General features: G+C 71.4%; 13 protein-coding genes. 5 read left to right on the top strand and 8 right to left on the bottom strand.

The window, feature by feature from the left end; all coding sequences use genetic code 11:
* Positions 1-16: 16 nt before the first annotated feature.
* The gene (locus tag ACWD12_RS34240) at positions 17-769 is read right to left on the bottom strand and encodes a uracil-DNA glycosylase (RefSeq protein ID WP_450102848.1); all 753 of its coding nucleotides are present in this window, start codon (positions 767-769) and stop codon (positions 17-19) included.
* Positions 770-894: 125 nt separating this feature from the next.
* Positions 895-1,245, bottom strand: coding sequence for a hypothetical protein (locus tag ACWD12_RS34235; RefSeq protein ID WP_450102847.1), 351 nt, complete (start codon positions 1,243-1,245; stop codon positions 895-897).
* Between the two features lie 171 nt (positions 1,246-1,416).
* Here ACWD12_RS34235 and ACWD12_RS34230 point away from each other — a divergent pair, with 171 nt between their 5' ends.
* Entirely contained in the window at positions 1,417-1,701 is a 285-nt protein-coding gene (locus tag ACWD12_RS34230; protein ID WP_450102846.1) for a hypothetical protein, read from the top strand.
* A gap of 173 nt (positions 1,702-1,874) precedes the next feature.
* Positions 1,875-2,090 carry a hypothetical protein gene (locus tag ACWD12_RS34225; RefSeq protein ID WP_358363007.1) on the top strand — a complete coding sequence of 72 codons (216 nt, stop codon included), beginning with the start codon at positions 1,875-1,877 and terminating at the stop codon, positions 2,088-2,090.
* 165 nt (positions 2,091-2,255) lie between these two features.
* On the opposite strand, the gene ACWD12_RS34220 is transcribed toward ACWD12_RS34225, so the two are convergent.
* On the bottom strand, positions 2,256-3,011 hold the full coding sequence (locus ACWD12_RS34220) for a hypothetical protein (RefSeq protein ID WP_450102845.1): 756 nt from the start codon (positions 3,009-3,011) through the stop codon (positions 2,256-2,258).
* A gap of 152 nt (positions 3,012-3,163) precedes the next feature.
* Positions 3,164-4,072, bottom strand: coding sequence for a TauD/TfdA dioxygenase family protein (locus ACWD12_RS34215; RefSeq protein WP_450102844.1), 909 nt, complete (start codon positions 4,070-4,072; stop codon positions 3,164-3,166).
* 254 nt (positions 4,073-4,326) lie between these two features.
* Here ACWD12_RS34215 and ACWD12_RS34210 point away from each other — a divergent pair, with 254 nt between their 5' ends.
* The 3 genes from ACWD12_RS34210 to ACWD12_RS34200 all read left to right on the top strand — a co-directional run bounded on the left by ACWD12_RS34210 (position 4,327) and on the right by ACWD12_RS34200 (position 6,969).
* Positions 4,327-5,523 (top strand): carbohydrate kinase, encoded by a 1,197-nt coding sequence (locus ACWD12_RS34210; RefSeq protein ID WP_450102843.1) that lies wholly within the window; start codon positions 4,327-4,329, stop codon positions 5,521-5,523.
* A 65-nt stretch (positions 5,524-5,588) separates the two neighbouring features.
* Positions 5,589-6,521 carry a pseudouridine-5'-phosphate glycosidase gene (locus ACWD12_RS34205; protein ID WP_450102842.1) on the top strand — a complete coding sequence of 311 codons (933 nt, stop codon included), beginning with the start codon at positions 5,589-5,591 and terminating at the stop codon, positions 6,519-6,521.
* Positions 6,522-6,636: 115 nt separating this feature from the next.
* Entirely contained in the window at positions 6,637-6,969 is a 333-nt protein-coding gene (locus ACWD12_RS34200) for a VOC family protein (protein ID WP_358358520.1), read from the top strand.
* A gap of 269 nt (positions 6,970-7,238) precedes the next feature.
* Here the strand turns inward: ACWD12_RS34200 and ACWD12_RS34195 are convergent, their stop codons facing one another.
* From ACWD12_RS34195 to ACWD12_RS34180, 4 genes are all read right to left on the bottom strand, one after another.
* Positions 7,239-8,297 (bottom strand): carbon-nitrogen hydrolase family protein, encoded by a 1,059-nt coding sequence (locus ACWD12_RS34195; protein WP_450102841.1) that lies wholly within the window; start codon positions 8,295-8,297, stop codon positions 7,239-7,241.
* 120 nt (positions 8,298-8,417) lie between these two features.
* Positions 8,418-9,242 (bottom strand): SDR family oxidoreductase, encoded by an 825-nt coding sequence (locus ACWD12_RS34190; protein WP_450102840.1) that lies wholly within the window; start codon positions 9,240-9,242, stop codon positions 8,418-8,420.
* A gap of 203 nt (positions 9,243-9,445) precedes the next feature.
* A complete protein-coding gene (locus tag ACWD12_RS34185; protein WP_450102839.1) occupies positions 9,446-9,922 on the bottom strand; it encodes a (2Fe-2S)-binding protein in 477 nt (158 codons plus the stop codon).
* A 9-nt stretch (positions 9,923-9,931) separates the two neighbouring features.
* Positions 9,932-12,247, bottom strand: a complete 2,316-nt coding sequence (locus ACWD12_RS34180) for a molybdopterin cofactor-binding domain-containing protein (RefSeq protein ID WP_450102854.1) — start codon at positions 12,245-12,247, stop codon at positions 9,932-9,934.
* Positions 12,248-12,288 lie beyond the last annotated feature (41 nt).

Raw genomic sequence — 12,288 nt, 5'->3', positions numbered from 1 at the left:
ACGGCCCGCCGCGCGGTCAGCCCGTCGGCAGTCCCGCGGCGTGCGCGGCTTCGGCGAGTACGCCGCGCAGCATGGCCGGGGTGAGCCGGCCGGTGAAGGTGTTCTGCTGGCTGACGTGGTAGCAGCCGAAGACGGGGAGCGTCCGGAGCGCGGCGGGAGCCGAGTCGGCGGGGGCGAGGTCGACGCGTACGCCGTGCCCGAACACCGGTCGCGGTCGAGGGACCGACCAGCCCGCCGCCGCCAGCGCCGGCAGCAGAGCCTGCCAGCCGAAGGCGCCCAGCACGACGACGGACCCCAAGGTCGGTCGCATGAGCCGGAGTTCGCGTTCCAGCCAGGGCCGGCAGGTGTCGCGCTCCTGCGGCGTCGGCTTGTTCGCGGGCGGCGCGCAGTGCACGGGGGCGGTGAAGCGTACGCCGAGCAGCTCCAGGCCGTCGTCGCGGGTCACCGAAGTCGCCTGCGAGGCAAGGCCGACGTCGTGCAGGGCACGCACCAGGACGTCGCCCGACCGGTCCCCGGTGAACATGCGGCCGGTGCGGTTGCCGCCGTGGGCGGCCGGAGCCAGCCCGACGACCAGCACGCGCGCGTCCGCGGGGCCGAACCCGGTGACCGGGCGGGCCCAGTAGTTCCAGTCCGCGAAGGACGCGCGTTTGACGCGGGCGGCTTCCTCGCGCCACTCCACCAGCCGCGGGCACGCCCGGCAGTGCGTCAGCGCATCGTCAAGTTCGGCGACCGTGCGTGCCTTCGGTGCCACGTCCTCGGGCAGTTCCATGCAGACTCCTCACCACAGCCGCGCCACGGCCCGCGTCATGATCGACAGCCTAGGTCGGTTGCGGTGGCCGGGGGATTCACGCGGCCGGGCGTGTCCCGCGATCGGTGTCGCGGCGGGTGCCCGGGTCAGGCGGCTGCGTCGGTGACCTCCTCGACGGCGCTGGTGCCCTGTCCGGGTCGCGACTCCCACTCCCACGTCTCGTCCAGGAGGAGCCGCCCGTCCGGGAGTTCGGTGATCCGGGTGGCGCAGTGCCCCGAGGAGGTCTTGCCGTCCCGGTTCAGCTGGACGTACCGGAAGTCCATCGTGTCGCCGTCGCGCGTGCCGATCAGGTGGCCGCGTACGATCTCGCCGCCCGCGTAGTCCGCCCACACCGCGCCGTCCGCCTCGCGGTACCGGAACCGCGTCGCGGAGTCGACCTCGCCCTGCTCGGGGCGGCCGCGGGGGGCGAAGGTCCGGCCGTCCAGCGAAGGTGCCATCGTCGACTCCTCGGGTACGTGGGAACACGGGTCCGCGCGGCGGTCCGCGCCGGGGCGTACGCGCCGATCTGCCGCCGGTCCGGCACGCTACCGGACTCCGCTGACGAGCACTCCCGGCAAGGACGCGGCGCGCGGGGGCCGGCCCTCGGCGATCGGAGCGGATTGCGGATAGTGGCCGGGAGAGCGGTCGCCGGGGTGGTGGACAGCGAGGACCCGTCGGTCGAGCGGTGCCGTACCGCGGCGCGGCAGCGGACGATCCCGGACCACGTCACGGTGGACATGCTCCGGTCGGACCCCAGGTTCGCGAAGGGCCGCGGGTGGTGCTTCGAGACCGTCGGCAAGACCGTCGTCCACTTGGAGGTCTTCAACACGGCCTACTTCGACACGCCGGGCCACCCCCCGGCGTTCGCCTTTGTCGCCACCCAGTGGAAGCCGCGGGCGGCCGCCGCGGGATGAGGCGGGACGGGACCGTGGCGGCGGGCCTTCACCGCCGTCGCGGAACGGTCCACACAGCGCCAATCTCGGCCAACTCCCGCGAGTCGGGGCGACCATGCTCATGCCTGCGGAGACCGGGGCGGAACGCCCGCGCGGATTTCGCGAACTGACGGTGTCTCGACCAGACTTCGCGCATGACGACACGCCCCCCTCTCGACGCCGGCCCCCTCGGTGGGTACGCGGGTGAGCGTCCCGCCGACGTCACCCGGCGGGCCGACCCACCCGTGTGGCACCGCCTGTTCACCGGACCCATACCCGCCCCCGCACCCACGAAGGCACAGGGCGAGTTGCACGCGCTGGACGACTGGCGCTCGGACACCGCGACGAGGCCGGACCCGAACGGCGGTTAGCAAGGTCCGCCCGGGCCGGGCCCGACGGCGGAAAGCGGCGGCGGTCGCGCACCACCCGTGCGCGACCGCCGGGCCGTTTCGCGGGCGGAGGGGGAACGCCGGGTCGGTCGTCGGGGGGCCGGAGGCCGGGTGGCGGGTGGCGGTCGGGCATCGGTCGAGGGCCGGTCAGCCCACGAACTCCCGGGCGCCGTAGTGGACCGCCGCCGCGGACCAGTCGGCGCCGAGGGTGGCGACGAAGCGCCGCACGACCTCGGTGTCGGTGCGGTCGGCGACGAGAATGAGCTTGCCGCCGCGTACGGTGACCGAGCCGCCGTACAGGACCTCGCGCGCCTCGGGATCAGCGAGCAGCCCGTCGTGCAGCCGGGTGACGTCCACGCCCGGCACCTCCACCTCGATCGCGGTCGCGCGCGGCGACGACGCGGGCAGGTAGTCGAACGTCAGGACGGATTCCTGCCGGAAGCGCTTGCGGACGGTCTCCGCGACGGTGCGCAGTTGCTCGGGGGTGACGTCCTCGACGTCGAAGGCGCGGGACCGCTCGTACGTGGCCGCTTGCAGGTCGGTGGACCAGAACACCCCGTCCAGCAGCGACGATTCCTCCGGGTCCGCCCCGTGGGCCCGGATGATGCCGCGTACTTCGCAGGCGAATCCCAGCAGGTGCGCGTCGAGCCGGGGGTCGCCCGGGTCCGTGATGACCGCCGTGTTGTCCGTCGCGAAGATCTCGGCGTCCGGCAGTTCGGCACGGGTGTGCCCGGGTGACGCGTCCGCCGCGCAGCCGTACGGCGGCGTGGCCGCGGCCGACCGCGCGGCCGGCTCCGCCGCAGCCGTGCCTACGCTGCCCGTCGCGCCGGCCGTGACCCCCAGTGTCAGCATCAGCGCGGCGGACAGCCGCTTCGTCCTGGTCAGGCGCGTCGTCGAACTCATCGGCTGGTTCCCCATCCTGCGGGTGCGGGCGGACCGACGCGCAACGCTACCGACAAGTTGGGAGGTGGCCCGGACAGCGACCCGGTATGACTAACGGGGAGCCGGCTATGTGTCGCGTGCGGGTCGACACCGACGGGCAGTCTGACGCGCTGTCAGTACGGCCGTTCGCCGAGGATGGCCGCGCGTTCCATCACGCGTACGTTCGGGTGGTAGTCGTTCGTGGCGTAGTGCACGGTGGCGCGGTTGTCCCAGATCGCCACCGAGTCGGGCTGCCAGCGGAAGCGGACCTGGTACTCGGGGTACGTGGCCTGCTTGCACAGCAGAGCGAGCAGTTCCTCGCTCTCGTCGTCGGCCAGTCCGACGATGTGGTCGGTGAAGACCTCGTTGACGAACAGGGTCTTGCGGCCGGTGACCGGGTGGGTTCGCACCACCGGGTGCTCGGCGGGCGGGTATTGGGCGCGCATCGCGGCAAAGCGGTCGGGGTCCATCGCCCGGCCGAAGGAGAAAGCGAAGTCGTGCACGGCGGTCAGGCCCTCGATGCGCTCCTGCACGTCGGCCGGGAGGTTGTCGTACGCGGCGGCCATGTCCGCCCACAACGTGTCGCCTCCGAAGTCGGGTACCTCGATCGCGCGCAACACGGAGCCCAGCGCGGGTTCCTGACGCCAGGTCACGTCGGTGTGCCAGACGTTCTCCACGCCGACCATCGCGGCGTCCTTGGCGAATCGCACCACCTCGGGCACGTCGCCCTGCGCGAGGAACGGATGCACCTCCAACTCGCCCCACAGGCGCGCGAAGGCACGGTGCCGGGCCGAGTCGATCGGCTGGTCGCGGAAGAACAGCACCTTCCACTCCAGCAGTGCCCGGTCCAGCTCGGTGAACAGTTCCGGGCCGACCGGCTCGCGCAGGTCGACGCCGTGGACCTCGGCCCCGATCAGCGGTCCGCACGGCCGCAGGTCGAACAGCTCGTACGGCGCCGACTGCGCGCCGATCGGCAGTCGGCGCAACACCCGTGCGCCCATGGACGTGCCGCGTTCGGCGACGCGATTGCGAATGGTCGTCATGAGAGTGCCCTCTAGGAGTGAGTGGAGCCGCCGAGAGCGCACGTTAAGACAGATGACTTAAACATGGAAGGGGCACGCATTCCTTCGGTCGGATCTGATTCGACCGGAGTCGGTCGGGCGCCGCCTCGCGGCGACCCCCGGCTACTCGGGCGACCGGGCTGCGCTGCGACCACCGCGTCGTCCCTGCGTCGGAGCCGTCCAGGCGATGGGATGAGACTTGCATATATATGTAAAGATTCTTTAGTCTTGTAAGCATGGCACTGACGGACAGAGAACGGGAGATCGTCGACCTGCTGCGCGGCGACCCCCGGCTCTCGCCTGGCGAGATCGCCGGGCGGCTGGGCACCACGCGTGCGGCGGTGAACGTCCACTTGTCGAATCTGACGCGCAAGGGCGTCGTGCTGGGGCGCGGCTACATCCTCAGCGAGGAGTCGTCCGTCGTTGTCGTCGGAGGCGCCAACCTCGACATCAAGGCGCGGAGCGCCGCCACCGCGATCCTCGGCACCAGCAATCCGGGCTCGGGCTCGATGGCGGCCGGCGGCGTGGGCCGCAACATCGCGGAGAACCTGGCCCGGCTGGGCACCCCCACGTACCTGATCGCCGCGGTGGGCGTCGACGCGACGGGGGAGCGGCTGCTCGCAGACACCGCGGCGGCGGGCGTACGGCTCGACCACATGCATCGCAGCAGGCATCCGACCGGTACGTACACGGCGGTGCTGGACGCGGGCGGCGAACTGGTGCTGGCCGTGGCCGACATGACCGCCACCGAGCACCTGCTGCCCGAACACCTAGGCCCACTGCGCGAGTTGCTGGCCCACGCGGGATTGCTCGTGCTGGACGGCAACCTGAAGGCGGCCACCGCTTCGCATGCCCTGGACCTCGGCCAGGCGGCCGGAGTCCCGACGCTCATGGAACCGGTGAGCGTGCCCAAGGCGGCGACGCTCGCACCGCTGATCGCGGCGGACCGCCCGTTGTACGCCGTCACCCCCAATCGGGAGGAACTCACCGCGCTCACCGGCCTCCCCACCGGATCCGACGGTGAACTGCTGGCTGCGACAGGGAACTTGCACGAGCGCGGCGTCAGCCACGTCTGGGTCCGGCTCGGTGCCCGGGGGAGTCTGCTGAGCAGCCTCGACGAGGGACATGTGTTCGTTCCGGCGCTGCCCGCCGGGGTGAAGGACGTCACCGGAGCCGGTGACGCCATGCTCGCCGCCTTCGCCCACGCGCTGTTGGCCGGACACCCGGTCCGCTCCGCCGTCGAACACGGTACCGCGGCCGCGGCCCTGACCATCGAGAGCGCGCACACTGTGCGTCCCGACCTCTCACCGCGTCTGCTGGCACAGGCCCTCACCGAGCGCGGCGGCAGCGGCCGTCCGGGTGACCCGCGGGCCAGTGCCGTACCCACGGGCACGCCGCGTTCCAGCACGCCGCGTTCCAGTACGCCGAATTAGAGCAAGCCGGCTCAGAGCACGCCGACACCGACTTCGAGCACGACCACGAGCACCAGGAGCACGCAGTGACCAGCACCCCTCACCCCGACCTCGTGCTGACCGATGAGGTCCGCGACGCCCTGGCGGACGGGCGTCCCGTCGTCGCGCTGGAGAGCACGATCATCAGCCACGGCATGCCGTACCCGCAGAACGTCGCCATGGCCACCGAGGTCGAGGACATCATCCGCGGCCACGGCGCCGTGCCCGCCACCATCGCGGTGCTGGGCGGCCGCCCCTGCGTCGGTCTCACCCCGGCCGACCTGGAACTGCTCGCCACCAGCCCGGACGTGGCCAAGGCCAGCGTGCGCGACCTGCCGTACGTCATCGCCCGCGGCGGACACGGCGCCACCACCGTCGCCGCCACCATGCGCCTGGCCGCCCTCGCCGGGATCCGGGTCTTCGTCACGGGCGGACTCGGCGGCGTGCACCGCGGTGCGCCGGAGAGCTTCGACATCAGCGCCGACCTGGCCGAACTGACCCGCAGCGATGTCGCCGTGGTCAGTGCGGGCGTCAAGAGCATCTTGGACATCGGACTGACGCTGGAGCACCTGGAGACCGGCGGCGTGCCGGTGATCGCCTTCGGCACCGACGAGTTCCCCGCGTTCTTCTCCCGCGTCAGCGGCTTCAAGGCCCCGATGCGCGCCGACTCTGCCGAGGAGATCGCGGCGATGATGCGGATCAAGTGGGACCTGGGCATCGTCGGCGGCCTGAACATCGCCAACCCCGTTCCGGAGGGCGACGAGATCCCGGCGGAGCGGATCTCCGCGATCATCGAGCAGGCGCTGACCGACATGGCCGCGCTCGGCGTCACGGGCAAGGACGCCACTCCGTATCTGCTCGGCCGGATCGTCGAGATCAGCGGCGGCGACAGCCTCAAGACCAACATCGCCCTGGTCAAGAACAACGCGCACCTCGGCGCGAAGATCGCCGCCGAGTACGCCGCGCACCCGGCGCGCTGACCGCCGCCACGAGGGTGGCGCCAGCCAGGATCGCTTTTGTCGCGAACGGGGTATCCGGTCGGGACTGTCGGGGTGGTCGAGGATACGGCCGCCCGCATGCGAGGAGGACGAACAGATGCCCACGTCGATCCGCAGTGTTGTGGTCCCGGTGTCGGACCTGGAGGCCGCCAAGGCGATCTACACCGCACTGCTCGGGACGCCGCACACCGACGAGCCCTACTACGTCGGGTACAACGTCGACGGCTTCGAGGTCGCGCTGAACCCCCAGGGCCCCGCGGCGGACGGCCCGGTCGTCTACACCGACGTCGACGATCTCGACGGGGTACGCGCCACCCTGCTCGGCGCGGGCGCCACCGAGCGGACCGCCCCGATGGAGGTCGCCCCCGGGGCGCGCGTCTGCGTCCTCGAGGACACCGACGGCAACGCGGTCGGCCTGCGGGGCGAGTAGCCGTTCGTCGGAGCCGGCGACCGGCGTCGGGCGACCGGCGTTGGGCGCAAGGGGTCGGCAGAGCCGCGTCGGCCGAGCCCCGTTGAGCGTGCGGAGCCGGACGTCGGGCGCCGCACGGTTGAACGGCTTCCGGGCCGGGGCCGCGTGGCGCCGCACCACGCTGCCCCGGCCCGGCCGAAGGCCGCCGTACCGATCGACCGCTGTCGCCCCCCGGGCCCGGTCTCGGTCCTCGGCCTCGGGGCCCCGGTCCTCGGCCTCAGTCCGCGGCCTCACTCCTCCAGTGTCAGCAGCGGTGCCACCTCGGCGTCGTCCCTTCGCGCGGCCGCCGGCGCGGGAAAGGCGTACTCGGCCACCGCGCCGTCCGGGCCGTGCGTGGTCATCCACGGGTTCCGGCTCACGTTGACGCGCAGGTCGAAGACGTCGGGGCGCGAGTACTGCCCGACGATGTCGATGAACGACTTCGCGGCGAGGATGTCGTTGAGATCGAGGTCGGCGTACACGATCCCCTCGGAATGCGGGTCGAGTTCCTTGGCGATGCTCATGCCGGTGGGGTGGAAGATCCGCGCGAATCCGCCGCCGGTGCCCAGCAGTTTGCGCTGGCCGGCGTCGTCGCCCACCAACATGTCGACGGCGTTCTGCGAGACCACCTGGGTGGCGCACAGGACAAACGACCCGGTCTCGATGGCGTGCATGCGCGTCGCCGCTTCGTTCGGTTCGATGCGGCCCAGGTAGAACCCGTTGGGGTTGGTGGACGCGAAGCTGGGCCAGCAGGCGACGTGGACCTGCTCGTGCATGGCCGCCAGCGTGAAGCGCTCCAGCGGCTGGAAGTGCTCCCAGCAGTTCAGGGCCCCGATCCGGCCGATCCGGGAGCCCCACACCTGGAGGTCGCCGCCGTTGCCGTCCCCGAAGATGCCGCGCTCCACGTGCGTCGGCTTCAGCTTGCGCCGGTTGCCCACGAGGTTGCCGCGGTCGTCGATGAACATCTGCGACATGTACGCGCTGGACCCGGCGATCTCGACGTAGCCCATCACGACGTGGATCGCATGCTCCCTGGCCGCCGCCATGACGCGACGCATGCGGGTGTCGCCCAGCTGCATGCCGTTGGTGAGGTAGGCCTTCGCCAGCCCGGCCGCGGTCGTCTGGTCCTTGATCCACAACTGCCACGGATAGCCGGGGACGAAGATCTCCGGAAAGGCGATCAGGTCCGCGCCGTTCTCCGCCGCCTCGGCCATCAGGTCGATGCTCTTGCCGATGGTCGCGTCCGCGTCGAACCACACGGGCTCGGCCTGCACCGCCGCCGCTCTGATCTGGATGTCGTAGTCGATCATCACGTTGCTCCTTCCCATCGGCACCCGCGCCGGGAAGGCGGCCGCGAGTGTGTTCGAGAGCGTACGAGGCGAACACCGGTGGCGGTCCAGGCTTTTCGGAGCCGTTCTTCGGGGCGGTCGCTATCGGGAGGGTCGGGCGACCGACTCCTGGTAGCGCTGCATGCCGGCGATCCACCGCTCGTAGTCCGCGCCCTTGCGCCGGAAGAACTCCAGGACCTGCGGGTGCGGCAGGACGAGGAACCGCTCGTCGGCCACGGCCTCGACGACCTGGTCGGCGACGTCCAGCGGCTCCAGCAGCGCGCCGGCGTCCAACACGGCCTGCGCGGCGGCTCGTTCGGCAGCGTCCTCGGAGCGGGTGCCGGCCATGAGCAGCTCGGTCCTGACGCCTTGCGGGCACAGGCAGCTCACCCGGACGCCGCGTGCGCCGTACGTCACCGCAAGCCACTCGGCGAACGCGACGGCGCCGTGCTTGCTCACCGCATAGCTCGCCGACCCGATCTGCGTCACCAGCCCGGCCGCCGACGCGGTGCTGAAGAAGTACCCCTCGCCGCGCTCCAGCCAGTCCGGCACGAGCAGCTTGGCGGCCCGCACATGCGCCATCACGTTGACGTCGAGGGACCGGCTCCAGTCGTCCTCGCTCGCGTCGAGCCCGGCGCCGCCGGTCACCCCGGCGTTCGCGAAGTACAGGTCCACTGCGCCGAACTCGCGCTCGGCTGTCTCGATCAGGCGGGTGATGCCGTCGGTCGACGCGGCGTCGCCCGCGACCGCCTCGACGCACCCGGGATGGTCGGCGGCGAGTTGTCTGCCGGTCTCGCCGAGCCGTTCGGCGTCGATGTCGGTGACGACGACGCCGCGGGCGCCATGTTCGAGGAGGCGCTGCGCGATGGCGGCGCCGATTCCGCCGGCCGCGCCGGTGACGACTGCGACCTTTCCAGTGATCTGCACGCGGAATTCCCTTCGCTTGTCTAGTGCGGTGACCACGAACCTTCACCGGTGCTCGCCGCCCGGACACCGCGCCTCGCGGCGTTGCATGATCTCGCGAGTACGGCCGAGTACGAGCTTCGGCCCTGCGCCTTGCCCGGGAGGGCCGCCAGGCCGGCGGCACGGCACCGAACGACGAGAACCGGCAAACGTTTGCGGCCACCGCACTAGAAGTTGTCCGCCGCTTCGCGGATGGCCTCGCGGATGCGGTGGTAGGTGCCGCATCGGCAGATGTTGCGGATCTCGTCGAGGTCGACGTCGCCGATCTCGCGTCCGGCCGCGCGGGCCTGCTTGACCTTGGCGACCGCGGCCATGATCTGGCCGGGTTGGCAGTAGCCGCATTGCGCCACGTCGCGCGCGAGCCAGGCTTCCTGCATGGGGTGCAGCTCCCGGCCGACGGTGGCCGGCAGCCCCTCGATCGTGGTGACCTCGTCGTCCGGGCCGACGTCCGTGACGCGGACCGAACAGGGGTTGAACGCCTTGCCGTTCAGGTGGCTGGTGCACGCCTGGCAGACGCCGATGCCGCAGCCGTACTTCGGCCCGGTGACGCCGAGGACGTCGCGCAGGACCCACAGCAGCCGCACGTCGTCCTCGATGTCGACGGTGACCTGCTCGCCGTTGAGCTTGAAGGAGTGCTCGGGCACGGAAGGCTCCTAGTAGGCGCGGTCGCGGCCGTCGGTCGGGGGCTGCGGGACAGGCGGGACGGTGGGCTTCGGCTCGAACGCGAGCGGCCCGTTGTGGTTGATCGGGAAGGTGGTCGGCATCGTCCCGGTGGCCCTGCGGTACGCGCACGCCACCGCGGCCATCGCGCCCGCGACCGCCAACTCCCCGGCGCCGCCCGGCTCGCCGGTGGTCGGCGGCATGACGACGATCTCCAGTTCGAGCGGGGTGTTCCACTGGCGCGTGTAGAAGTAGTTGTCCCAGCTCGCCTCCAGGAAGTGCCCGTCCTTCAGGTGCAGGCTGGAGGTCAGGGCCAGTGCGATGCCGTCCATGATGCCGCCCATCATCTGGGCTTCCAGGCCGCGCGGATTCACCGCGAGCCCGACGTCGACCACGCACGCGACCTTGGTGACGCGCGGGCCGGTGACGGCGTCCGGGACGTGCCGGCCGGTGGTCTGCGGGCGGCAGTCGATCTCCGCCAGCACGGCCACCACCGAGTGGTACTCGGGGTGCAGCGCGATCCCTTGAGCCATGCCCGAGGGCAACGCCCTTCCCCACGACCCGACTTCGGCGACCTTGTCCAGCACCGCCCGCGCCCGGGCGTTCTTCAGGAAGTCGCGACGGAACCGGTACGCGTCCCTCCCCATGTCGGAGGCGAGCTGGTCGACGACGAGTTCCTGGGCGCAACGCACGTTGGGGGAGTAGATGTTGCGCATGCTGCCGGTGTTGAAGCCACGGTCGACCTCGTTCAGCAGTTGCGTGACCACGCCGAAGTTGTACGGGGTCTCCTGCGTCAGCGTGAAGATGGCCTGCGAGAACGCCAGGTCGCCGACCGGCAGTCCGGCGACCGTGGAGGTGAGCAACTCGCCGAGGCCGTGCCCGAAGTCGGTGACCGCCGAGGTGTGCCGCTGCTCGTAGCTGAGCACCTGTCCGAGCGAGTGCGTCGCGCGGACCCGGGAGATCGACATCGGGTGCGTGCGGCCCTGCCGTACGTCGTCGGCCCGGTGCCACATCAGCTTGACCGGCTTGCCCATCGCCCGGGAGATCTCCGCGGCCTCCAGGGCGGCGTCGAAGAACAGTTTCCGCCCGAACGATCCGCCGCCTTCGACCACGTGCACCTTGACCGTGTGCAGCGGCAGGCCGAGCTTGGCAGCGATCGTCTCCTGCGCGGTGACGGGGGACTTGAGGGACCCCCAGATCTCGGCGCGGTCCGCGCGTACGTCGGCGATGGCGCAGTTGGTCTCCAGCGCGCTGTTGCCGGCGAACGCGAACGTGAAGCGGATGTCCACGGCCTTGGTGAGCAGCGGCAACGGCGGTATGACGAGGGGCAGTTCCGCCTGCCGGAGTTTGGCGTGCACCGATGCGTCGGAAGCGCCTTCGGCGGTGCCCGGCCCCCAGGCCACGCGCAGGGCGCGGACGGCGTCGATGCACTGGCCGAACGTTCGGCCGCGCACCGCGACGCCGGTGGAGACGGGCACGACGTCGGTGATGCCCGGCATCGCCCGTACCTCGGGGAGGTTGGCGACCGAGCGTACGGTGCCGTTCACGGTCGGCGGGCGGCAGACCATCGTCGGGAGCGCCCCGGGCACTTGGAGGTCCATGGCGAACTTCTTGCGCCCTGTGACGGCGTCGCGCGCGTCGATGCGGTTGCGCGGAGTCCCGATGACGGTGAATTCGTCCGCCGGCTTGAGTTCGACGGAGACCTGGACGGTCGCCAGGCCCGCGGCTTTGACCGCGAGTTCGCCGTACGTCGCGCTGCGGCCGCCGGAGGAGGTGACCACGCCGAGCCGGGTCGTCAGGGCCGAGACCGCCTCGCCGAACTCGGTCGCCGCCGCCTCCAGCAGCCGCCCCCGGGCGATCGCGGCCGCCACGCGGATGGGGGTGTACGTCGAGAAGGTGGTGTTCGAGCCCCCGGTGAGCTGGTTGAACAGCAGTTCGGGTCGGGCGTCGGCCAGCGTGACGCGGACCTTGTCCAGCGGCAGGTCAAGCTCTTCGGCGATCAGCATCGCGCTGGACGTGGTGACGCCCTGCCCGACCTCGGCACGGGGCAGCGCGAACGACGCGGTGCCGTCCTCCTCGATCCGGATGCCGATCAGGTTCGCGGTGGGCAGCGCGGCGAGGGTCAGCAGTTCGTTGAGGTCGGCCAACTCGGACAGACCGGGGAGCGACGGTATCGCGGCGTCGGCCTCGGGCGGTGCGAGCACCTGCTCGGCGAGGGGCGCGGCGACCGTGAGCGTCGACGCGCCCAGGACGTACCCGAGGAATCGCCGGCGCGGGAGCCCGGAAGACGGTCCTGCGCTGTCGGACATAGCCTCGGACGTGCGGTGCGCCGCGGTGTGCGGTGCGTTCT

The organism is Streptodolium elevatio (assembly GCF_053592165.1).
The sequence above is the reverse complement of the archived record's forward strand: the minus strand, read 5'-3'. Positions and strand labels throughout refer to the sequence as shown.